This window comes from Snodgrassella sp. W8158 (assembly GCF_016100435.1).
Classification (GTDB): Bacteria; Pseudomonadota; Gammaproteobacteria; order Burkholderiales; family Neisseriaceae; genus Snodgrassella; species Snodgrassella alvi.
On sequence record NZ_JACFSM010000001.1, the window covers coordinates 251,277 to 274,415 of the forward strand.

Below are 23,139 nucleotides of genomic sequence, written 5' to 3' on the forward strand. Positions count from 1 at the left end.
TTCGGGTTTAATAAAAAGTAGATAAAGTACAGCTTAAACCTTAACACTGTGATAGAGTCAAGCTTTACATATGCAAATTCAGATTTTAATCTTATGAATATCAGTGCCGCAGAAAAATTAACCGGTTTATCCAGTAAAACCATCCGTGATTATGAGGCTGCCGGACTGATTCAGCCTGTGCGCCAGAGTAATGGCTACCGCGATTACAGTGAAGCCGATATTGCCACACTGTGCTTTATCAGACATGCCCGCGAAGTGGATTTTTCGCTGGCGCAGATTGCCCAGCTGCTTGCATTACGCAACAATCCGCAGCGCACCAGTGCTGATGTCAAAGCACTGGCAGGCGAGCACATACAGCGTCTTAACCAGAAAATTAATGATTTATCCAGCATGAAAGAGACACTGGAAAACTGGTACAACCGCTGTGGCGGTGATGCTTCACCACACTGTGCGATTATCGACGGGCTGGATAAGCATGCTTATGCCGGTAATCACAGTTAAGCCGGCTCCGGTTTGTGTGATCCGTTCAGGACTGGCTGTTATTCATGGTAACTAAAACTGTCTTTTTACTTAAAACAGGCTAAAATAGTCGCTTTTCGGCACTTTTCCCGGGCTTTATTGTTGCTATGCGTCTTACCCATATCAAGCTTTCCGGCTTTAAATCCTTTGTAGATCCCACCACGATTGCTGTACCGGGCAGACTGGTAGCGGTAATCGGACCAAACGGCTGTGGCAAAAGCAATGTGATTGATGCTGTGCGCTGGGTGCTGGGAGAGGCTTCTGCCCGGCAGTTGCGCGGCGAAAGCATGCAGGACGTAATTTTTAACGGTGCCAATACCCGCCGGCCGGCACCGCGTGCCAGTGTCGAACTGGTATTTGACAATAGTGACGGTCAGCTTCAGGGAGCATGGGGACAATATGCCGAAGTGGCGATAAAGCGCCAGCTGACCCGTCAGGGCGATTCTACTTATTTCATTAATAATCAGGTTGTGCGCCGCCGTGATATTACCGATTTGTTTCTCGGAACTGGCGTCGGTGCCCGCGGTTACGCCGTTATTGAGCAGGGAATGATTTCCCGCATCATTGAAGCACGGCCGGAAGAGCTGCGTGCCCATATCGAAGAAGCCGCCGGCGTGTCTAAATACAAGGAACGCCGCCGTGAAACCGAAAATCGTCTTGCCGATACCCGTGAACATTTACAGCGACTGGCCGATTTACAAAGCGAGCTGGATCGTCAGGTAGAAAAACTCCGGCGACAGGCAAATACCGCACAGCGCTATCAGGAGCTGAAAACTCAGATAGCCGATAAACAGAATTTATTTGATTACAGCCAGTGGCAGCAGGCTCTGCATCAGGCAGACAGTGCCACAGCACTTTACCAGCAGTATGGTAATGCACAGGAATCACTGAAGCTGCAACTGGAAACACTGGAACAGCAATTACAGCAGCTGCGCGAACAGGAACAGCAACAGCAACAGCGAGTACGCGAAGCTGAGATGCAGCGTGCTGGCCTGCGCGAACAATGGGCACGGCTGGAAGAACAGATTCGCCACCGGCGTGACTGGCAGCAGCGTATTGCTCGTGAACAGACTCAGGCACAAACTGAGCTGCAACGCCTGCACAATGAAAATATTCAGCAACAGCAACAGCTGGAATCGGCCAGTTCAGAACTGGAAGAACAGCAATTACAGCGTGAAGAATGGGCTTTACAGGCCGCGGAACATGAAGCGCGCATGCCGGAACTGGAAGAACTGGCTCACCAGGGCGAGCGCACCCGTCAGAACCAGCAAAATGAGCTGGCACGTCTGGAACGTGAACTGGCCATCAGACAGCAGCAGCACCAGCATGCGACAGCGGCCATTGCTCAATTACAGCAGCGCCGACAGCGTCTGGAAGAAGAATTGACGCAACTGGCCTTACCGCAAAACGAAGAACTGGAAACCGCCCGTGAGACAGCGGCAGAGCTGGAACAGATTGTAACTACGCTGGAAGAGAACCTGCTGCAATATGAACAGCAGCGTGAAAGCGCACGGGAAGTACTGCTTCTGGCTCAGCAACAATACCGGCAGCTGGAAAAACAGCAGCTTACCCTTAACGCGCAGGTAGAAGCGTTAACAGCCATGCTTCCGCAACCTGAGCGCAGCAGTACTGAAAAAGAAACCGATAGTAATATTCCCTTATTATGGCAACATTTGCAGGTTGCCAAAAAATGGCAGCATGCGACAACCGTTGTCCTCGGACACAGACTACAGGCACAGTATACCGAACAGCTGCAACCTGGAGATACTCTGCCAGAACACACAACCGTCTGGGTTAATCAGACGGCTGAAACCAACCGGCAAAAATGGGCAACAAATGCCTTTTTACAGCATATAGAAGTTCAGGCTCCATTTTCCGAAGCCATTCAATACTGGCTCGGACAGGTATTTTGTGCAGAAACACTGGAAGAGGCTTTGCTCGGACAGGCTGATTTACAGACACAACAGCTTATTATTACTCCTGAAGGCCACTGCATAGATGCCATCAGTGTGACATTGTATGCTGAAGATAATGGTACCAGTCTGCTGCAACAGCAGCAGCAATTGCGCGAACAGCAACAGGCACTGCTTGCACTGGAGCAACCTTTACAGCAGGCTACAGAAACCATGCAGCTGGCACAGCGCAACCTTGAGAACACAGAAGAACGGCTGAATCAGTGTCAGCAACAGCTTAAACAGCAGCAACAGCGCTGGCAAACAGCCTCTGCTCAGGCTACTGAATTACTGGCACGCACTAGCCAGGGGCAACTGCGGCAGGAACATATTCAGCAGGAAAGCGCACAAATCATCAGTGAGCTGGCGCAACAGCAACATGTGCAGCAGCAAACGCTGGCTGATACTGAAAATCTTACACTCGCGGTAGAACAATTGCGTCCGCAATTACAAAATCATACTGCCAGCCAGCAAAACCAGCAGCAAACTTTGAAACAGAGCCAGCTGGCATTGCTGGAAGCGCGACGGCAGCAGGGTTTGGTAGAAATGGCTATAGTACGCCTGCAACAGCGGATTCAGACTGCCACACAGGAACAGCAGCGTATTGCACGCGAAACGGAACGCTGGCAGGAACGTCAGAGCGAGCTTGCACTCGGGATTGCCGAGCAGGAAATGGAAGACGAACAAACCCTGCAAACCGAAGAACTGAATACCCAAATCGATGCAGCTACTGAACAGTGTACAACTGCACAGCAAGTGCTTGAACAGCTCCAGCAACAATTACAGCACATACAGCAACAGCAGCACAATCTCAACAGCCAGCTTCCGCAGTTACAGGCCGATACTCAGACTGCCTTGTTGCAGCAACAGGAAGCCTTGCTGAATGCCAGACGTTTTCATCAAAGCCTTGAGCAGAATCAGGCTGATCTGGAGACATTAGCCGAACTGTTTAATCAGTCACAGCAGGCTGTACCGGAATTAAATCAGGAAATTGCGGTACTGGCACAGAAAATCAATGCATTGGGTGCGGTTAATCTGGCAGCATTACAGGAGCTGGAAGAAGCACATGAGCGCGCTGAGTATTATCAGACACAAACAGCAGATGTACAGGCGGCTATTGCCTTACTGGAAGAAGCCATCAGTACAATTGATGAAGAAACCAAAACCCGCTTTAAAACTACTTTTGATGCGGTAAACGAAAAAGTACAAAGCTACTTTCCTACCTTATTTGGTGGTGGTGAGGCCAGACTGGATATAGTCGGTGATGATTTACTCAGCGCCGGCGTATCCATTATGGCACGCCCGCCGGGCAAGAAAAACAGCACTATTCATCTGCTTTCCGGCGGAGAAAAAGCCTTAACTGCCATGAGTCTGGTCTTTGCCCTGTTCAGCCTTAACCCCGCTCCGTTCTGTCTGCTGGATGAAGTAGATGCCCCGCTGGATGATGCCAATACCAGCCGTTTTTGCAATCTGGTTCAGCAAATGTCGGCACAGACTCAGTTCGTGTATATTTCCCATAACCGGCTGACGATGGAAATGGCCGAGCAGCTGGTAGGGGTAACCATGCAGGAAAAAGGTGTTTCGCGTATTGTTGAAGTCAATATCCGTCAGGCACTGGATATGGCTGAAGCTTAACTGCGCAGTTAACAGAATGGCACTAACTGCACAATACAGCTTCTGCTTTTTCGATTCATGGCTGCTGAATCATTCCTGATAATCAGTCTTTTTTTAATTTATAATTCTCTGCAACAGACCATTACAAGCAATACCTATGCTACTGAATTTTTTATACCAAATCTTATGGCAGATAGCACCCCCCTTTTTACGCAGGTATTTACGCCGGCGTGCAGCGCTGGCACCGGCATATGCGCTTAACTGGTCTGAACGTTTTGGTAAACCTTATCCCGATCCGGTAAAACACGGCATCTGGGTTCATGTGGTTTCTGTTGGTGAAACACGCGCTTCATTACAATTTATCCGTGCGCTGCAAAAGCATTTTCCGGATAAACCATTGCTGATGACGCAAACCACACCTACCGGTCGTGCCACAGTACAGCATTTTTTTCCTGAAGCACAATGCCGCTATCTGCCTTATGATAAAAAATCCTGGGTTAAACAATTTATCCGGGATCACCAGCCTGTATTCGGCGTATTAATGGAAACAGAAATCTGGCCGAATCTGATTAATGTCTGCGCTGACAATCAGATTCCGCTGTTTATGGCTAATGCGCGCTTATCCGAAAAGTCTCTGCATGGTTATCTGAGAGTACGCTCACTGGTTGCACCGGCTCTGGCCACGTTAACCGGCTGTTACGCCCAGACTGAGGCGGATGCTCAGCGGCTTAAACAAATCGGTGCTGCCAATATTCAGGTCTGTGGTAATACCAAATATGATATTACTCCGCCGGCAGAAATGGCTGAACTGGCACAAACATTCAGACAGCGTATTGGCAACAGGCCGGTAGTTGTGTGCAGCAGTACCCGCTTTTACCACGGCACAGACGAAGCACAGTTACTGCTTGATGCATGGGCAAAACAAAAAACCGGCAATATCCTGCTGGTTATCGTTCCGCGTCATACTGAGCGCTTTGAGCCAACTTACGAATATGCCGAAAAACTGAATTTTATTACCCAAAAACGCAGTGATAACCAGAATATCGCCGAACAAACTCAGGTCTGGATAGGTGATAGTATCGGCGAACTGTTTGCCTACTATGAATGTGCCGATATTGCCTTTGTAGGCGGAAGTCTGGTCGACAGCGGCTGCCATAATATTATCGAACCAATTGTGTGCAAGCTCCCTACTCTGTTTGGTCCTTCTACCTATAATTTTGCCGACGCCGCGCCCAAAGCAATTGCCGCCGGCGCAGCCAGGCAAATTCAGTCTGCAGAAGACTGGGCAGCAACAACCCTGGCTTTGCTGGATGATTCACAGCAAAGAAAACAGATGTCTGCCAGTGCGCAAGCCTTTATCCGGCAGCATCAGGGAGCAAGTGAGCGCATGGCACAAACCATTTATGATTGTCTGAGTAGTCATACCAATGAACAATCAGCTGATTGAATTTTAAAAAATCAGAGATTTAAAATTAAACTGAGATCATAAAAAATCTTAGATAAATACTGATTTCTATTAATATTAATTAACAACTTTTATATTTGGCCGATAAACTGCATACTGAATTTTCTAAGCAAATAAAAAAGGCCGGACAATAGAAATTTGTCCGGCTTTTTTAATGCTAAGCTACATTAATGTACACGTACATGAATAAATGGCACAGAATCTTCCTTAAAACTGTCCTTATATTTATCCAGGATAATTGGCGGGCTATGATCACCAACAATCACTATGTCTGTGTCTTTAAAACCTCTGGCCTTAATTTCATTGGCAAGCACAGTAAAAAACTGATGCTGTAAGTTCAGATTCCGGCATGCCTCCTGCCGGCCGTCAAATATCGGCTGTTTACAATCATAAGTATAATTACCAAGTATATCCTTTTCAGAATACGGATGATGAGTGTCGAGTGTCAGCCAATAGATAAATGATTTGCCTTGCGCAGCTTTATTTGCGGCAGACACATCATGCACAATATTATAATCACAAGCGCCGGGAAATGAATGGCATTGTTTGATATTACTGAATTGCGGGAAAAAACGGGCGTTTTGCAGACCCATATGCGGATACCAGTCTTTACGGTCATACATTTTAGAATATGAACCATGAAAAGCCTGAACCAGATAACCTTCTTTTTGCAGGTGTACAGGAACACATTGTTTGAATTTATCAAACGGACCCAGAATAAAATTAGAACTTTTAGCTTTTAAATCACATAACTCACGCAGTTCTCCCATAATAGTACTGTGCAGTGCGGGATTTTCTCCCTGTGCAATTAACTGCACATTTGGGATATTTATTAACGGAGCATCAACAGACGGATTAACTGCTCCGTGTTCAGGTATAAACGTTCCCCACGATTCATTCAGAATGAACAGTATTTTTTTGGGCGGATTCTGCATATCAATCTGCTTTTGCAATACTCCGCCGTGTGGCCAATCATAAAATTCCGGTTTAACCGTACCTCGCCAGAAAAATTCATGATTAAATTTCAGATTTTGAATCGTTTCATAATAACTTCCCCACCAGCCGGATGTCTGATAACGATTGGATAGATTGACCCCGCGGTAATCAAAGAAGAAAACTGAAAAAATCAGATACAGTAAGCCCAATGACCATATCATTCTGCCAGAACATAGCCGAACAATATATTTAAGTATGAGAAACAGACTTATTGCTAAATACAGAACAAATATTGCTGAAAATAACCAGTATAATTTCGGGGCATGAGGAATAAAACGTAAAATCTCAATAAACTCGACAATATTATCATAATGATAAAATTGTTTAATCCAGTACAGAATATCAAATATATATACTACCGTGTATACCAGAGCAAACAATACTAATGACCAGCGTCTGCGCAGGAATAATAATGGCAAAATCCATATATACTCTAAAACAATAATATATCTTTCAGAGTAAACAAAAATATGAGCCAGCCAGAACAAACCATTGGTTATTAATAAATAAAGTAATAAAAAAATCCAGAATCGTAATGGAAAATAATACTTTAACAGATTTGCTATTTTAATAATTGTTGGAAAATTCTTATCAAAACTCATACTTAATTCGTTTCATATGTACATATGCTTAATGAAAAAAAAGCCGCTACCGCGGCTTTGTATGTATAGATTTCCTGAATATTTAGATTGTGAATGCTTTAGGTACATATTTATCAGGCATAGTCCCACCATTTTTCTTCAGTGAACCATTTTTTAATACATCCAATATCAAAGTCTTACCAGCAATAGAAGCAGATACTTTTTGACCGTTTACTGTATATGTAATTGTACAGCCTGTTGCACCGTTAGCAGAAATACTGCCGGTAGCGGCAGTACCACCGATTTCTGCCACACCGTATTTACCAGTCTGCTTATCAATGGCGTTATCAACTGTATTATTGGGACCTGACTTACAATTATTATTCTGCAAGTTATCAATAATCTGAGTTTTCAGACCAGCAGCCAGACTGGAAGCTTCTGAAGCCTGAGAACGGGCAATATAATCAGAGTAAGCAGGTACGGCAATTGCAGCAAGGATACCGATAATTGCAATTACAATCATCAATTCAATTAAAGTAAAACCTTTTTGGAATGCTTTCATATTATTCTCCATCTTACAAAACGGTTGAAAATTCATTAATACATCGATTTGTATAAAACTGGAGCAAATTTCATGCCAAGTTTTAAAATTTAATTATTTTTTTAAATACAAAAATGCATCTGCAAGATAATATTTTGATTTTTTAAATTTTAAATATTTAGTAATGCTCTGGGAATATATTTACTATTTATGGTTGAAGCATTATTTTTACGTAAGGATCCGTTTTTCAAAACATCCACTACCAGTATTTTATTTGCAATAGCAGCAGAGACTTCTGTACTTTTTACTTTATAAGTAATTGTACATCCCGTAACCGAATTAGCCGAAGCCCCTGATAATATTGATGCATTACCACCAATAATAGCCGTACCGTATTTACCGGTCTGACTCACAACAGAATTGGTTCCCGAATCAAAGCATGTATTATTTTGCAGGTTTTCAAAAATTTGTAATTTCAATACCCCTGCCATACTCGAAGCCTCACTAGCTTGCGTCCGAGCTATATAATCATTATAAGCAGGAAGAGCTATAGCCGCCAGTACCCCGATTACAGCAATAACGATCATTAATTCAATTAAAGTAAAGCCTTTTTCTAATAAATATTTTTTCATTGTCCGACCAAATCAGATATTTAAAGAAATGAAAGCAAAACACATACCATTTTCTTAAAATAACATGTATTTTCGAAAGAATATTAAATCTGAATTATCCAAAATTTTGTATACAGATTCATTTAAATTCAACAATGATGCTGCGGCTGATTAAATAACCAAAGCTTTAGGCAGGTATTTCTGTTCTATAGTACCGTTATTAAGTTTTAATGTTCCGTTCCTCAGTACATCCAATTCGAGATATTTATTCACCAGAACAAATGAAGCATTCTGCGAATAAACCGTATATCGAATAGAACAGCCTGTTCTGGCAGTAGCAGAATGCTGAGCATTCACGACAGGAAATTCTGTCGTGATCTCTGCAATTCCGTATTTTCCTTTATAACTATACTCTGATGGATTTTGTGCCCGGCATTTTTGGTTCTGTAAACTATCTAAAACCTGTGCTTTCAGGTTTCCTGCCAGATCTGCTGCTTCAGCAAGCTGAGCTTTTGCACTGTAATCCATATAAGTAGGCACGGCAATGGCAGTCAGTATCCCTATTATTGCTATCGCAATTATTATTTCAATTAATGTAAAACCCTGGTGATGTAAACTCATGATGTTTTTATATGTTTAAATTTGATTGATTTTCCGACTAACTTGCAAATGTAATATTTGTTATTATATTTGATTATTCAATACAAAAATTTATTTATTTTAATTAAAAAATCAGATATGTACTTTTATTTTATAAATAATTGATTGATTTAATTATTTTTAATAAAATTTTTGACAAAATTTATAAATTAAGTTTTTTATTATTAATAGTCAGACAATAATATCCGACGTATATAATTGTAAATCAGATAACTTTGTCTAGACTTACTTAATCTAGAAAATTACAGGTAATATTCCTGCATATACGCCCATACTGCTGCAAGCATAACCATCTGACTGGCCAGATTTCCTGTACCGGCTTCAGAATTAATATAATCAATCTCTTGCCGGGCTGCCCATACTGATAATGAACCATCATCACGAACAGTTTGATTATTCTGTAAAACGACATTGAAATTCCGTCTAGACAAAAACTCAAAAGCTCGTTGGCTGGTAACATAGAAAAAATCATGAGGATCTTTATCGGGGCTGACCGCTACCTGGCTCATCCCTTGCGCCATTGAACCACCAGGCACATAGTTTCGTATGGATAATCCACTCGGATGATTGTTATGCAAAGCAACAATCAATTTGGCGTGAATCATATACTGATTCAGAAAACTGTCGACCTCTTGAGTTAACTCTTCTCTTGCCTGAGCACAATTACCGCGCAGACATTTCAATGCGTTCTTCCGGCCGGTTTCAGTAAAAATTCTGTTTGGATCAAAGTGATAATTTACTTCATTTGTTTGTATCCTGATTTCCCGGCTGCCACCATGGCGAAAATCCAGCAAACAGCCCTGCTGAATCTGGTTTAATGCCATTAATGCGGTCTGACGTGCAGTTTCTTCATTATCATGTACATGCACCCATACAATATGTTGCCATGGTGTACCCGTACAAGTCTGAGTCACCGGCAATATTTTTACTTGTCCGGTTGTATTAAAGGAATTTGAAACAAAATCTTCTGCATACGCAGGTAAGACACCTATAATCAATAACAATAAAAAAATATACTGACAAATATTAAAAGCTGATTTTTTCATTTGGCTGATTATTTTCTGTTTTAATTTCAATTTTTTGTATATTTTGATTTTGATAACTATATATCTGTCAGAATTACATTTTCTGCTGAATATCCAGTCTGAAAACAAAATTCTCCGTTAATTTTTTTAAATAAATCAATTTTTTAATTTATCAATATACATTTCTCGTCATCTCACTGAATAGATTATTTGCCAAATGTGTCAAATTTTGTCACATTAAACTGAATTATGTAAGTATCGATAGTTATTATACTGATTAAGTATGAATTTGTATTTTTTGATTAATCAGTATGGTTTTAGTTAAAAATAATAATGGTATTCATTACCTATTCGCGGATTTATCAATTTTTCTCTTTTCGTAACTCAATAATATATCTGATCACCCTTTTCCTTCTTTTAAACTGGGATTAATTCCGTTCATTATTTTTACCGGCAGTACTGTTTATGCTCAGGATAATTCAGCAAAGCTGGACGATATTTACGTCACCGCCGAACAGCAGGTTAAACAGTCTCTTGGCGTTTCTGAACTTGATAGTCAGGATATTGAACGCAAAACACCGGTCAATGATATTTCTGAGCTGGTGCGTACGATGTCCTGCGTTAACCTGACCGGTAATACTGCTTCCGGTCAGCATGGCAATAAACGCCAGATTGATATTCGCGGAATGGGTCCGGAAAACACCTTAATACTGATTGACGGCCGGCCGGTTACTTCGCGCAACAGTACACGCATGAGCTGGCGCGGTGAACGTGACACCATTGGTGACAGCAATTGGGTATCGGCAGCAGAAATTCAATCAATTGAAGTTATTCGCGGATCGGCTGCCGCACGCTATGGTTCTGGTGCAGCTGGCGGTGTAGTGAACATTGTGACAAAAAAAGTCAGTAATGAGTTTCACGGTTCTATCAATGCGTTTATGAATTTGCCGGCAGATAAAGAAGAAGGCGATACACATCGTATCGGCTTTCGGATATATGGCAATCTGAATAGTACTGATGCAGATTCACCATTCATTAATCAGCGTTCGAATGATAAAGGCAGTAAACCGCTGGCTGCCGGACAGGAAGGTCTGATTAATAAAGATATTGGCGGACGGCTGGCATGGTGCCTGTCTCCGGCACAAACTCTGACACTGGATACTACCTACAGCCGGCAGGGCAATCGTTATAACGGTGATGGTCCCAATAATGTACAGACTGATTACACCCAAAGTTTATATGGTAAGGAAACCCGCAGAGTATACCGCCAGAGTTTTGCGCTGACTCATGAAGGTGTATGGGACTAGGGCGACAGCAAGCTGGTAGCACAATACGATAAAACTACCAACAGCCACTGCTCTGAAGCGCTGTCAGGTGGTCCTGAAGGCTTGTGTCAGGATTTGGGCAGCAAAGATATTACTTATAAAGACAGTACACTGACAACAAAACGTCTGACGGGTGAAATACACTTTCCGTTTACATTAGGTGTGTCCCACGTGCTGACTATGGGTGCAGAATATCAGCACGATAAACTGGATGATCCGGATGGTCTGCGCCGTATACCTCTTCCCGGGGCAGTTTATCCGGCTCCGGCTAACCACACATCGCCACTAAGCAGCTGGGCCGGCTATGTGGAAGACAATATCAGCCTGACCGACTATTTAAAACTGGTACCAATGCTGCGCTATGATCACAATAATAAAACGGGCGGCAATGTCAGCCCCGGAGTTAATCTGTCATGGCAGCTTCATCCGAACTGGCTGATTAAAGGCGGAATAGCACGTGCCTACAAAGTTCCGAATCTGTACCAGAGTACAGACAGTTATATGCTGTACAGCAAAGGCAATGGTTGTGCCACCTCTTCCGGAAGCGGCCGTGGCTGCTATCTGATAGGTAACAGTAATCTCAAACCGGAAACCAGTATTAATAAAGAATTGGGTTTTGAATTTAATAAAAACGGTTATCTGGCTTCTCTGGCTTATTTCCGCAATGATTACAAAAATAAGATTGAAGCCGGCCGGCAGATTATATTCACAGATAGTGCTGATACAAATTCACACTCAGGCGGATATGATTATTTTCAATGGACCAATACCCGCAAAGCGCTGGTAGAAGGACTGGAAGGCAATTTAACCCTGCCTTTTTCAAGTAAATGGAAATGGGTAAACAATTTTACTTATATGTTTAACTCCAAAAATAAGGAAACCGGCAATCCTTTATCTGTCATCCCTAAATATACGATTAATTCGTCTCTGGCCTGGAATCCTGCTGAAAAATGGGACACATTACTTACCTATACTTATTATGGCCGCCAGAAACCGCGTACAGTACCGGTAAATCCTGTTGAGGCAGGTATCGGTAACGGAGGAAAAGGAACTACCGGTTTGAGCGGAGAAGAAATCGGCAGTTATGGTATCTGGGGTATTTCCGCCGGCTACGCTGTAAATAAAAATATTAATATCAGAGCCGGAATGTCAAATATATTCAATAAACGTATCTACGCCTCTACACTGCGCGGCACTGCATATACATACAATGAACGCGGCAGAGCAGTATGGGGCAGTATGAAAGTTTCTTTCTGATGCTTTCTGCAAACAGGCTGCCATTCAGGCAGCCTGTTTTTTTACAAGCAAATTATTTTTCACCGTGACTTATCCCTCAATTTCAGTTACTATCATAAATAGTAATGATTATTGTTTACACATAATGAGCAACTTTATTAAGTAAACAAACATAAGTTATTCAATCTGACTGTACTTTAACCAAACCACCTGATCCGGCAATATTTTAACTGGTATTCGATTAATTTTACCATGCAGCAACAAAATCTTACCGCACACCCGTCCTGTTGTCTCCATATGTTCTGTAACACCAATCAACTGACGGAAAGATTAAATATGCGCCAGATTATTATTTTTCTTTTATTGTTTTTTACGGCCTTAATCTTGCACAACACAGCCAAAGCTCAGCCTAATCTGAATGAACCAGCTAATTTTGCTGCATTAAAGCAATCAGACAGCAGCTATCTGTTTAATACGCTTGCGTTTACTTCTACAGACGGACAGCGTCATTACCGGGTTTATATAGCAGCTCCCGACCGTAAAGTTCCTGCAGGGGGTTTTCCTGCTTTCTATATTCTGGACGGAAATGCTGCACTGGATTTTCTTACGCCGGAAAATATTCGGGTACTGTCTGCACAGTCTCAGCCTCCGGTGCTGGTATTAATTGGCTATACCACAGATAAACGCTTTGATGCGCAGGCACGCGCCTACGATTACACCATTGCGCCGGATAATGACACTACCGATCCACTTGATTCAACCAGAATAAACGGCGGGGCTGATATATTTCTAGATTTAATTCAGAATGAAATTATGCCGACAGTAAATCAACAGGTTCGGATTAATCCCAATGCACAAACTCTGTGGGGGCATTCATACGGCGGGCTGATGGTTATGCATACTTTGTTTACTCAGCCTAATCTTTTTCAGCACTATATTGCTGCCGATCCGTCCGTCTGGTTACACGGCGATCTGTTACAGCAGGAAGCTAAAACCATGCTTAAACGTCAGGTGGCTTTTTCTGGCAGCAGTCTGTGGGTTTTAAGCAGCAAACTCAAAGCCGGTAAATTACCGAAAAATCCTCAGGCGGCAGCACGTATCCGCATACGCAATGAGCATACAGCCAAATATGCCGGTCTGATTAACAAACTCATTAACGAATTAGAGCAAAAAAGTGATTTAACTATCAGATATGAGCATTATCCGCAGGAAAATCATGGCAGCCTGTTTGGCAAAAGCCTGCAGCAGGCATTATTTTATCCAGTAATCAGGCAATAAAATGAATAAACGTTCACCACATCAGGCTTATCTGACACGCGTTCAGGATATTATCGATCTGAGCCCGAATTTACGCCGGCTGGTTTTGCATAGTCCGGAGCTGACCGATTATCCGCATCAGTACAATGGTGCCCATATCAAAATATTTCTGGCACCGGATGGTCAGATAACACCGCAATTACCCCAGTTTTCCGGTCATGGTTTTAACTGGACTGAGCCGGATAATAAACCGATTGTGCGTACCTATACCATTCGCAATTATGATGCACAGTCGTGTACGGTAAGTATTGATTTTGTCAAACACGGAGACATCGGACCTGCTTCATCTTTTGCCGAGCATGCTCAGACAGGAGATATTCTTGGAATCTCTTCCCCCGGCGGGCCGAATCCGATGCTGAAAACAGCGTCACGCTATTTATTTGCCGGTGATATTACAGCTCTGCCGGCAATTGAATCTCTGCTGGCAGATATTGCCGCAGATGCGAGCGGTGACGTTGTGCTGTTATTACCGCAGGCAGAAGATCTGCCTGCATCACTCCCGTTACCTGAAAAAATGCATCTGCATACCTTTTTTGGTGATTTGAGCCAGATTCCTGCTGTAGTAGAGCATATAAGCAGTTTTGCCCCGTTGAATGATGATGACTTTGCCTGGGTTGCCGGCGAAGCGGCACTGGTTAAGCCACTACGTGAATTGCTGCGTACACAGTGGCAATTACCGCCTCAGCGCCATTATGCCGTCCCCTACTGGCGTCAGGGAGAAAATGAAGAAAGTTATCATGAAGCACGGCACAGATTTATTGATAAATAGATACCTGCTCAAGAAAATTAACTTTAGCCTTGTTCAGGCGGTATAATTAATGCAAACGATAATGATAGGAAATACTGAAAAATGATTAAATCTTGCTGGAAACCTCTTGCTTTGTCTGTTTTAACTTTGTCTCTGCTTTCTGCCTGTGGCGAAAAAACCAATGAGAATCACACTGCCAGTAATGCTTCGTCTGCTGCTGCAACTGCTGTTAACGGACCAACAGTGACAATAAATACTGCCCGCGGAGAAATAACCGTACCGGAGAATCCGTCTAAAGTCGTGGTATTTGATATGGCTACACTGGATGATTTACAGGCATTGAAGGTGCCGGTTATCGGTGCCCCGAAAAAAGTGCTGGTACCGTATCTGCAGCAAACTCTGGAAACGGTAAACAATACCGGTACTTTATTTGAACCGGATATGGAAGCACTTAATGCGCTGAAACCACAGCTTATTATTATCGCCGGTCGTACCGCTCCGAAATATGATGAACTCGCGGCTCTTGCTCCCACTATCGATATGTCTGACAGCGGACAGGATTTAATTGGCGATGGCATGAAAATGCTTGATAGCTACGGTAAGCTGTTTAAGAAAGAAGCTGAAGCGAAAAAATTGCATGATGATATCCAGAATCTGCTTAATGAAACCCAGCAGGCAGCCAAAGGAAAAGGCACTGGTCTGATACTGATGGTTAATGCCGGCAAACTTTCAGCATTTGGTTCTTCCTCTCGCTTTGGCTGGATTCATACTCAGGTTGGCGTACCGGCTGCAGATACCAGCATTCCGGCTTCTCCGCACGGTCAGTCTGTCTCTTTCGAATACGTGCAAAAAATCAATCCGGACTGGTTATTCGTTATTGACCGTACTGCTGCTATCGGCGAAGAAGGTAAAACCGCTCAGGCTGTACTGAATAATGATCTGGTACGTCAGTCTAAAGCATGGAAAGAAGGTCACGTTATTTATCTGAGCAGCGCATCTTATCTGGCCGCAGGCGGTGTACAGCAAATGAAAACTGATCTGACCAATATTAAAGCGGCAATGTCACACTAAGCCGGAGTTTTATTCACGATAATCAGGTTTCGCTATGCTGCATAAATATGCAGTATTAGCGTAAACCTGTTGTCTGTATTTTTTTCTGTCATATGCTTCGTTCCTCTCAGATTAATGCAATCAATTTTTTGCTGTTACCTATTTTACTGATTATCAGCATTAGTATTGGTGCAGCTTCTTTTCATTGGGGTGATCTATTTATCAGTAGTGATACCCGTTCTTTGCTCTTGTATAGCCGTTTACCCCGATCTCTGGCGATTATTCTCACCGGTGCCACACTGGCCGTAGCGGGTATGGTGTTACAGATAGTATTGCGCAATCGTTTTCTGGAACCGAGTATGGTTGGTGCTACCCAAAGTGCAGCACTTGGGGTATTACTGGTCTCCATCTGGTTGCCGCAGGCCAGTCAGCTGACCAAAATGAGCTGCGCCAGTCTGGCTGCTTTGCTGGGGATGACGCTGTTTTTATTTTTATTTCGGCGTCTGCCTGCACACCGGCAACTGATGATTCCGCTAATCGGCATAATCTATGGCAGTATTATTGAAGCACTGGTGAATTTTATCGGTGTGGAAACCAATACCCTGCAATTGCTGGCGGTGTGGTTTGCCGGTGATTTTTCTGCAGTACTCGCCGGACGTTACGAATTGCTGTGGATTACCGGTCTGATGACATTAGTTATTTATTTTCTGGCTGACCGGCTTACCATTGCCGGACTGGGACAGAATATCAGCACCAGCCTCGGTATCAATTATGCACAAATGATGTGGATTTCCCTGATTACCGTGGCCATGATTACTGCTATTGTCGTGGTCACAGTCGGACAGATTCCTTTTATCGGGCTGGTAGTGCCTAATATTATTTCCCGGCTGGCAGGTGACCGTTTACGTCAGAATCTGCCCGCAGTTGCACTACTGGGTGCCAACGCTCTGCTGATCTGTGACATTATCGGCCGCACTATCGACCCGCCTTATGAAATACCGGTGTCTCTGATTTTCGGTATCGTCGGAACTGTGATTTTCCTGTATTTGCTGTTTAGAAAGCCTTCTGTACATGCAGTTTAATTCCACCATGCCGTCACACCGCTCCGGTGCACGTTTTTTCGGTGTGCTCGGTATTCTGTTAATTATTGCCAGTATTCTGTTTATGACATATGGCGTTAAAGGAAGCTGGGATTTTGTGTTGCAACTGCGCGGTAAAAAGCTGCTGATGCTGCTTACTGTTGCCTACGCAGTTGGTGTATCCACTTTACTTTTCCAGACATTGACCCATAACCCTATTCTTACACCGGGATTACTTGGCTACGATTCGCTTTATCTGTTGCTGCAAACCATTACTTTGTTTGTATTCGGTGCAGTAGGATTCACCAGTATGAGTGTGCTGAGCAAATTTGTTATCGAAGCACCCATAATGATGGTTGCCTCGCTCCTGCTGTTTCGCACTTTAACCCGGAACAGTAACGGTGACTTGGCTCGACTGATACTTACCGGTATGATTTTCGGAGTCATGTTTCGCAGTTTCAATAGTCTGTTGCAACGCCTGATTGACCCTACTCTGTTTACGGTTGCTCAAACCAGTTATTTTGCCCAGTTTACCTCCGTCAATGTCACCATGCTGATTATCGGCATGAGTATCATGCTGTTCAGTACAGTCTGGATCTGGCGGATGCGCTATCAGCTCGATGTTCTAATGCTCGGACGCAATGCCTCTATTGCACTGGGTATTAACTATGTACGGCTGAGCCACAGCATTTTGTTATGGATTGCTCTGCTGGTTTCGGTTTCCACTGCACTGGTCGGTCCGGTCAGTTTTTTCGGTTTACTGATATGTGCACTGGTTAATACCTGCACCCCCGATATGAAACATCAGCTGCGGCTGCCGGCAGCATTTCTGGTTGCAGCACTGGTACTGGTCAGCGGCCAGCTGATATTTGAGCAGCTGCTTGGTATGCAGGGCGTACTGAGTGCGGTTATTGAATTTTGCGGCGGCATTGTGTTTCTGTGGCTGGTATTAAAACGCAAAAGCTAAGCTGCAACAGTAACTTTTTTATCATCACCATTTTTTGCACCGATTTAACCTGACAGCATTATGATTACCATAAAAAATGTTAACCACCACATCAACGGTACACCCATTCTCCGCGATATTAATCTTGATATTCCGGATAAAAGCATTACTGCGCTGATTGGTCCCAATGGTGCAGGTAAATCTACATTGTTCTCGCTGATTGCCCGCCTGCAACCTTTACAGGAAGGCAATATCCATATTGATGAACTTGAAGTCAGCCACAGCAAATCAACTGCCATAGCCAGAAAACTGGCTATATTGTCGCAAGAGAACAACATACAGAGCCGTATTACCGTACGTGACTTATTACTGTTTGGCCGCTATCCGCATAATCAGGGACGCATCACAGCAGAAGATCAGCAAATTGTTGATCAGGCTTTACAGCGCTTTGAGCTGGAACCATTGCAACAGCGTTATCTTAGTGCACTTTCCGGCGGACAGCGCCAGCGCGCACTAGTAGCCATGACTTTCTGCCAGCAAACCAAACATGTTATTCTTGATGAACCGCTTAACAATCTGGATATGTATCATGCACGTGAGCTGATGCGTTTATTACACCAGCTGACCAGTGAACAGGGGCTGGCTACCATTATGGTGGTTCACGACATCAACATGGCAGCAGCCTATGCTGACCATATTGTTGCTCTTAAAGACGGGCAGATTGTTATGCAAGGTACACCAGAAGATATTATTACTGCAGATCATATTCAAACCATATTTAATCTGGATACAGAAGTTGTCAGCCATAAAGGGAAACCTCTTGTTATCCATCACTTCTAGCAGGCTTTATTATGCAAAACAATAATACCCCCGGTTCACGCAAAATGACGGGGCTGATTACTGCCATGATTGCTTTGTTTGTCGTACTGGCTGCATGGTTTATCTGGCTGTTTTTGGGAGATGATGCAGCCGTACGAATGTCAATGGCACGGATTATGCTCATTTTTATGGGACTGGTGTGTACTTTTCTGTTTGGCGTATTTATTATGATTGGCGCGAAAATCTGGCGCCGGCAACACCCGCATCACTAAAAAAGCATAGATTCAAGGCCAAAAGCCAAACTGAAAGTTATGCTAATCCGCATAACTTAGTACCAGTGTGTTTATTAAAATAATTTTTCTGCTGCTTTCCGGCTCAGACTTAATAATTATTCCGCATAACAATTAAAAATCTGTATTCTTATTATCTTGTTGTTCATCTATATCTTTATCTGATTCTAAGAAATAAATCTGCCATGGAATGCCTGTAAAAAAGCAGTTTTGGCAGATTTGGTATAATACACATACTACTAATTTTCCGGCAATCTCTGTGCCATGTCTGTATACGAACTTAACCAAATCCTGAGTAAAGACCGCTATTACCTGTATCGAGCCTGTAAAAATCCTGCCCGTTTCGGTGGCGAGGAAAAAGTAAACAGCCGTTACCAGCGTTCTCATCAGGCTTATCTGCAACGTCTGGCCGGACTGCCTGTACCCGAATACGATAACACTTTGCCAGTGCATGAAAGACGCGAAGAAATCAAGCAGGCAATCAGTCAGCATCAGGTTGTTATCGTTTGTGGTGAAACCGGTTCCGGTAAAACCACCCAGTTACCGAAAATCTGTCTTGAGCTAGGCCGTGGTGTAGCCGGACTGATTGGTCACACTCAGCCAAGGCGGCTAGCCGCACGCTCAGTAGCCGAACGAATTGCTGAAGAACTGCATAGCCGGATCGGACAGCATGTCGGCTATAAAGTGCGCTTCAATGACAAAACTGCGCCCGAAAGCTACATCAAGCTGATGACTGACGGCATTTTGCTGGCAGAAAGCCAGACTGATCGCTTTCTCAGTGCTTACGATACCATCATCATTGATGAAGCGCATGAACGCAGCCTGAACATTGATTTTCTGCTTGGTTATCTCAAACAACTGCTGCCACGGCGCCCGGACCTGAAAGTCATCATTACCTCAGCTACGATTGATGCCGAACGTTTTAGTAAACATTTCACACAGAACGGTGTAGCAGCACCGGTGATTGAAGTATCCGGACGTACCTATCCGGTAGAAGTACGTTACCGTCCGTTGCACACCACAGATGCAGACGAAGCTGAAATAGAAATCAATGATGCCATCGTCGATGCCGCAGATGAACTGGCACGAGAAGGTGAAGGTGATATTCTGATTTTTCTGCCGGGTGAAAGAGAAATTCGCGAAGCAGCACATGCATTACAGCAATCACCTTTGCGTCGCAATGATGAGATTCTGCCTCTATTTGCACGCCTGTCAGCAGCCGAACAGCATAAAATCTTTCATCCCAATGGTCGTCAGCGGCGTATCGTACTGGCTACCAATGTTGCCGAAACCTCACTCACCGTACCCGGTATCCGTTATGTTATCGATACCGGACTGGCGCGGGTAAAACGCTATTCAGCCCGTGCTAAAGTCGAACAACTGCATATCGAACCTATCAGTCAGGCTGCGGCACGTCAGCGCGCTGGCCGTTGCGGTCGCGTTGCCGCCGGTATCTGTATACGCCTCTACAGCGAGCAGGATTTTAATCAGCGCCCTGCCTTTACAGATCCGGAAATTATCCGCAGTAATCTGGCGGCTGTAATCCTGCGCATGATCAGCCTGAAACTCGGCGATGTTAGTGCATTCCCCTTTCTCGAAGCACCTGACCAGCGCTATATCAATGACGGCTATCAGGTATTGCTCGAACTGGGCGCAGTAAATGAACATAATCAGCTAAGCAAACTTGGCGAACAAATGGCACGTCTGCCGGTAGACCCGCGTATCAGCCGCATGCTGCTGGCGGGGAAACGCTTGCAGTGCGTTGCCGAAATGCTGGTTATTGTGGCTGCGCTGTCGATTCAGGATCCGCGTGAACGACCACTCGAAGCTCGCGAAGCTGCTGCCAAAGCACATGAACGTTTTAACGATAAGCAGTCGGATTTTCTCGCCTATCTGAATATCTGGGACTCCTATCAGCGCGAACGTAACAAAGGATTATCCAATCGTCAGATGGTGCAGTGGTGTCATCAATATTTTCTTTCTCATCTGCGTATGCGCGAATGGCGCGAGCTGCATCACCAGCTGGCACAGATTGCCATAGATATGGAACTTACCGATAAGGCCGGTGCTTACCGGCAATTACCAGACAATCATCCCCGTCCAGCCATAACTGACAGCAGTGATCAGGACTTATCCGCAAAACTCAAACAGCAGCAAATCGTCCGCCGGCAGCAGCGTCAGCAACGGCAACAGGTAAAAGAAGCCAGCTACGAACAAATTCACCGTGCCCTGCTAACCGGACTAATAGCCAATGTCGGACTGAAAAGCCCCGAAGGCCACGACTATACCGGTGCACGAGGAATTCATTTTCACCTTTTTCCGGCATCAGCTCTGTTTAAAAGTAAGCCTAAATGGATTATTGCTGCTGAGCTAACCGAAACCTCACGACTTTATGCCCGTGATGTCGGCAAGATTGAACCGGAATGGATTGAAAGCGAAGTACCTCATCTTCTGCGCTATCATTATTTTGAACCCCACTGGGAACAGAAACGCGGTGAAGTGGTGGCCAGTGAACGCATTACTCTTTACGGCCTCACTGTTTTGCCCCGCCGCCCGGTCGCCTATGGGCGCATCAATGCCAAAGAAGCACGCGAAATCTTTATTCGCAGTGCACTGGTAGCGCAGGAATGCGATCTTAAAGCAGCTTTTTTCCGGCATAACCATCAACTGATCGAAGAAATCACCGAACTGGAACATAAATCACGCCGGCAGGATGTACTGGTAGATGAAGAAGCACTGTTCAGTTTCTACGACCAGCGTCTGCCGGCAAATGTAGAAAACAAAGGCCGTATTCTGCCGCTGGCCGATATCCGTACCTTTGAAATGTGGCGTAAACAGGCTGAGGCAGAAAATCCGAAACTATTGTATCTGAGCCGTGACGACCTGATGCAACATGCAGCCAGTAATGTTACTGAAAGCCAGTTTCCGGAATATCTTGATACTAAAGATGGTCGCTGTGCACTCAGCTACCGTTTCGAACCCCATCATCCGTTTGACGGTGTCACTATAGCTGTGCCTTTGCCACTGCTTAACCGCATCAATGCATCCAGACTGGAATGGCTGGTTCCCGGCATGATTCGAGAAAAGCTGCAGTTACTGATAAAAGCTTTACCCAAACAAATTCGCCGTATCTGCGTGCCGGTACCTGATTTCATCACTACATTTCTCAGCAGTCATCCTGATATCAATGCGCCTTTACTGCCTCAGCTGGCACAGGCCATTGCCCGTCAGGCCGGAGACATGCGTCTGCTTAACCAGATAGACGTCGAACACTGGCAAACCCAGCAACTGCCGGCACATTGTTATTTCAATATTCAGGTGATTGATGACAGCGGCACAGAACTGGCCAGCGGTCGTGATCTTATCAGCCTGCAACAACAGCTCGGACAGGCGGCTGCGGTTACTTTCCGTGACAACAGCAATGAGTTTGAGCGAGATAACATTACCAGCTGGGATATAGGTAAACTACCGGAAAGCATCAAATTTGCCCGTGCTCAGCAACAGCTTACCGGCTATCTCGGTCTGCAACTGCAAAAAAACGGTAGTATTGCCCTGAGGCTGTTTGATACAGCGGCAGCTGCCGAACAGGCACACCGCAGCGGCGTACTTGCTCTGATGAGTCTGCAACTGAAAGAACAGGTTAAAGACCTGAATAAAGGTCTGCCCGACTTCACCCAAATCGCCATGCTGCTTAAACATCTGGGTACTGATACTTTGCGTGAAGACCTGACTCATGCCGTTCTGGATCGGGCTCTGATAGGTGAAGATGAACTGCCGCGTGATGAAAAAGCTTTTAAAGAACAGATAAAACGTGCCCGCAGCCGTTTACCAGCAGTTAAAGAAGCTGTTAATCAATATGCCCTGCAAACAGCGCAGGCTTATACTGAAGTCAGCAGCCATCTGGGTAAACACCCGTTAACCCCGCTTCTGCGTGAGCATCTGAACAGTCTGGTTTATCCGGGTTTTGCTAGTGCTACACCATGGCAGCAGTGGCCGCGTCTGCCGGTTTATCTGCAAGCCATGCTCAGGCGTATGGATAAATACGGCAGTAATCCGGCACGTGATAATGCGCGGGAAAACGACATTCAGGAACTTACTGATACCTGGCAAAAAAAAGTACAGCAATACCGGCAACAAAATCAGCCGGTACCTGCTGCCATTGCCGAATTCCGGTGGATGCTGGAAGAACTGCGCGTCTCCCTGTTTGCTCAGGAGCAGAAAACACCCTATCCGGTTTCAGCAAAACGCCTGAGCAAAGAATGGGATAAACGCACGGCTATTTTATAAATGTACTCAATAAAATAGCTCTGTTCAGAAAAACAGAGCTGTTATCCCGTCCGTTTTACCGGCAGTTATGACACAGAT

At 44.5% G+C, this 23,139-nt stretch carries 18 protein-coding genes; 13 read left to right on the forward strand and 5 right to left on the reverse strand.

Annotation, left to right across the window (positions count from 1 at the left end):
- The first annotated feature begins 93 nt into the window (after positions 1 to 93).
- The 3 genes from H3V11_RS01005 (at position 94) to waaA (ending at position 5,532) form a co-directional block, all read left to right on the forward strand.
- Positions 94 to 501, forward strand: coding sequence for a MerR family DNA-binding protein (locus H3V11_RS01005; RefSeq protein WP_198223412.1), 408 nt, complete (start codon positions 94 to 96; stop codon positions 499 to 501).
- Positions 502 to 626: 125 nt separating this feature from the next.
- Positions 627 to 4,106: a chromosome segregation protein SMC gene (gene smc / locus H3V11_RS01010; protein WP_198223413.1), complete on the forward strand. Its 3,480-nt coding sequence runs from the start codon at positions 627 to 629 to the stop codon at positions 4,104 to 4,106.
- Positions 4,107 to 4,242: 136 nt separating this feature from the next.
- The gene (gene waaA / locus H3V11_RS01015) at positions 4,243 to 5,532 is read left to right on the forward strand and encodes a lipid IV(A) 3-deoxy-D-manno-octulosonic acid transferase (protein ID WP_198223414.1); all 1,290 of its coding nucleotides are present in this window, start codon (positions 4,243 to 4,245) and stop codon (positions 5,530 to 5,532) included.
- Between the two features lie 185 nt (positions 5,533 to 5,717).
- Here the strand turns inward: waaA and H3V11_RS01020 are convergent, their stop codons facing one another.
- The 5 genes from H3V11_RS01020 to H3V11_RS01040 all read right to left on the reverse strand — a co-directional run bounded on the left by H3V11_RS01020 (position 5,718) and on the right by H3V11_RS01040 (position 9,985).
- Positions 5,718 to 6,707 carry a sulfatase-like hydrolase/transferase gene (locus H3V11_RS01020; RefSeq protein ID WP_198223415.1) on the reverse strand — a complete coding sequence of 330 codons (990 nt, stop codon included), beginning with the start codon at positions 6,705 to 6,707 and terminating at the stop codon, positions 5,718 to 5,720.
- A 523-nt stretch (positions 6,708 to 7,230) separates the two neighbouring features.
- Positions 7,231 to 7,689 (reverse strand): pilin, encoded by a 459-nt coding sequence (locus H3V11_RS01025; RefSeq protein ID WP_084585929.1) that lies wholly within the window; start codon positions 7,687 to 7,689, stop codon positions 7,231 to 7,233.
- A 149-nt stretch (positions 7,690 to 7,838) separates the two neighbouring features.
- Entirely contained in the window at positions 7,839 to 8,300 is a 462-nt protein-coding gene (locus H3V11_RS01030; protein ID WP_084585930.1) for a pilin, read from the reverse strand.
- 150 nt (positions 8,301 to 8,450) lie between these two features.
- Positions 8,451 to 8,900 (reverse strand): pilin, encoded by a 450-nt coding sequence (locus tag H3V11_RS01035; RefSeq protein WP_084585931.1) that lies wholly within the window; start codon positions 8,898 to 8,900, stop codon positions 8,451 to 8,453.
- 281 nt (positions 8,901 to 9,181) lie between these two features.
- Positions 9,182 to 9,985: a hypothetical protein gene (locus H3V11_RS01040; RefSeq protein ID WP_198223416.1), complete on the reverse strand. Its 804-nt coding sequence runs from the start codon at positions 9,983 to 9,985 to the stop codon at positions 9,182 to 9,184.
- Positions 9,986 to 10,461: 476 nt separating this feature from the next.
- Between H3V11_RS01040 and H3V11_RS11780 the strand changes: the two genes are divergently transcribed.
- From H3V11_RS11780 to hrpA, 10 genes are all read left to right on the forward strand, one after another.
- Positions 10,462 to 11,271 (forward strand): TonB-dependent receptor plug domain-containing protein, encoded by an 810-nt coding sequence (locus H3V11_RS11780; protein ID WP_370570169.1) that lies wholly within the window; start codon positions 10,462 to 10,464, stop codon positions 11,269 to 11,271.
- 81 nt (positions 11,272 to 11,352) lie between these two features.
- A complete protein-coding gene (locus H3V11_RS11785; RefSeq protein WP_232335730.1) occupies positions 11,353 to 12,546 on the forward strand; it encodes a TonB-dependent receptor domain-containing protein in 1,194 nt (397 codons plus the stop codon).
- 315 nt (positions 12,547 to 12,861) lie between these two features.
- Entirely contained in the window at positions 12,862 to 13,803 is a 942-nt protein-coding gene (locus H3V11_RS01050; protein ID WP_198223417.1) for an alpha/beta hydrolase, read from the forward strand.
- A gap of 1 nt (position 13,804) precedes the next feature.
- Positions 13,805 to 14,611 carry a siderophore-interacting protein gene (locus H3V11_RS01055; protein ID WP_198223418.1) on the forward strand — a complete coding sequence of 269 codons (807 nt, stop codon included), beginning with the start codon at positions 13,805 to 13,807 and terminating at the stop codon, positions 14,609 to 14,611.
- A gap of 81 nt (positions 14,612 to 14,692) precedes the next feature.
- Positions 14,693 to 15,661, forward strand: a complete 969-nt coding sequence (locus H3V11_RS01060) for a siderophore ABC transporter substrate-binding protein (RefSeq protein ID WP_025331122.1) — start codon at positions 14,693 to 14,695, stop codon at positions 15,659 to 15,661.
- Positions 15,662 to 15,753: 92 nt separating this feature from the next.
- Complete coding sequence (locus tag H3V11_RS01065) at positions 15,754 to 16,722, forward strand: ABC transporter permease (RefSeq protein WP_100116765.1); 969 nt, start codon at positions 15,754 to 15,756, stop codon at positions 16,720 to 16,722.
- A 7-nt stretch (positions 16,723 to 16,729) separates the two neighbouring features.
- Complete coding sequence (locus H3V11_RS01070; protein ID WP_110414517.1) at positions 16,730 to 17,686, forward strand: iron chelate uptake ABC transporter family permease subunit; 957 nt, start codon at positions 16,730 to 16,732, stop codon at positions 17,684 to 17,686.
- Positions 17,687 to 17,746: 60 nt separating this feature from the next.
- On the forward strand, positions 17,747 to 18,505 hold the full coding sequence (locus H3V11_RS01075) for an ABC transporter ATP-binding protein (protein ID WP_084565380.1): 759 nt from the start codon (positions 17,747 to 17,749) through the stop codon (positions 18,503 to 18,505).
- Between the two features lie 11 nt (positions 18,506 to 18,516).
- Positions 18,517 to 18,756 (forward strand): hypothetical protein, encoded by a 240-nt coding sequence (locus H3V11_RS01080; protein WP_037475112.1) that lies wholly within the window; start codon positions 18,517 to 18,519, stop codon positions 18,754 to 18,756.
- A gap of 282 nt (positions 18,757 to 19,038) precedes the next feature.
- The gene (gene hrpA, locus H3V11_RS01085; RefSeq protein WP_198223419.1) at positions 19,039 to 23,061 is read left to right on the forward strand and encodes an ATP-dependent RNA helicase HrpA; all 4,023 of its coding nucleotides are present in this window, start codon (positions 19,039 to 19,041) and stop codon (positions 23,059 to 23,061) included.
- The last annotated feature ends 78 nt before the right edge of the window (positions 23,062 to 23,139 follow it).

What these genes read in the sequence shown, in the direction of transcription:
- H3V11_RS01005 (WP_198223412.1), top strand. Translation starts at nt 94, where the DNA reads ATGAATATCAGTGCCGCAGAAAAATTAACCGGTTTATCCAGTAAAACC.
- smc (WP_198223413.1), top strand. Translation starts at nt 627, where the DNA reads ATGCGTCTTACCCATATCAAGCTTTCCGGCTTTAAATCCTTTGTAGAT.
- waaA (WP_198223414.1), top strand. Translation starts at nt 4,243, where the DNA reads ATGCTACTGAATTTTTTATACCAAATCTTATGGCAGATAGCACCCCCC.
- H3V11_RS01020 (WP_198223415.1), bottom strand. Translation starts at nt 6,707, where the DNA reads ATGATATGGTCATTGGGCTTACTGTATCTGATTTTTTCAGTTTTCTTC.
- H3V11_RS01025 (WP_084585929.1), bottom strand. Translation starts at nt 7,689, where the DNA reads ATGAAAGCATTCCAAAAAGGTTTTACTTTAATTGAATTGATGATTGTA.
- H3V11_RS01030 (WP_084585930.1), bottom strand. Translation starts at nt 8,300, where the DNA reads ATGAAAAAATATTTATTAGAAAAAGGCTTTACTTTAATTGAATTAATG.
- H3V11_RS01035 (WP_084585931.1), bottom strand. Translation starts at nt 8,900, where the DNA reads ATGAGTTTACATCACCAGGGTTTTACATTAATTGAAATAATAATTGCG.
- H3V11_RS01040 (WP_198223416.1), bottom strand. Translation starts at nt 9,985, where the DNA reads ATGAAAAAATCAGCTTTTAATATTTGTCAGTATATTTTTTTATTGTTA.
- H3V11_RS01050 (WP_198223417.1), top strand. Translation starts at nt 12,862, where the DNA reads ATGCGCCAGATTATTATTTTTCTTTTATTGTTTTTTACGGCCTTAATC.
- H3V11_RS01055 (WP_198223418.1), top strand. Translation starts at nt 13,805, where the DNA reads ATGAATAAACGTTCACCACATCAGGCTTATCTGACACGCGTTCAGGAT.
- H3V11_RS01060 (WP_025331122.1), top strand. Translation starts at nt 14,693, where the DNA reads ATGATTAAATCTTGCTGGAAACCTCTTGCTTTGTCTGTTTTAACTTTG.
- H3V11_RS01065 (WP_100116765.1), top strand. Translation starts at nt 15,754, where the DNA reads ATGCTTCGTTCCTCTCAGATTAATGCAATCAATTTTTTGCTGTTACCT.
- H3V11_RS01070 (WP_110414517.1), top strand. Translation starts at nt 16,730, where the DNA reads ATGCCGTCACACCGCTCCGGTGCACGTTTTTTCGGTGTGCTCGGTATT.
- H3V11_RS01075 (WP_084565380.1), top strand. Translation starts at nt 17,747, where the DNA reads ATGATTACCATAAAAAATGTTAACCACCACATCAACGGTACACCCATT.
- H3V11_RS01080 (WP_037475112.1), top strand. Translation starts at nt 18,517, where the DNA reads ATGCAAAACAATAATACCCCCGGTTCACGCAAAATGACGGGGCTGATT.
- hrpA (WP_198223419.1), top strand. Translation starts at nt 19,039, where the DNA reads ATGTCTGTATACGAACTTAACCAAATCCTGAGTAAAGACCGCTATTAC.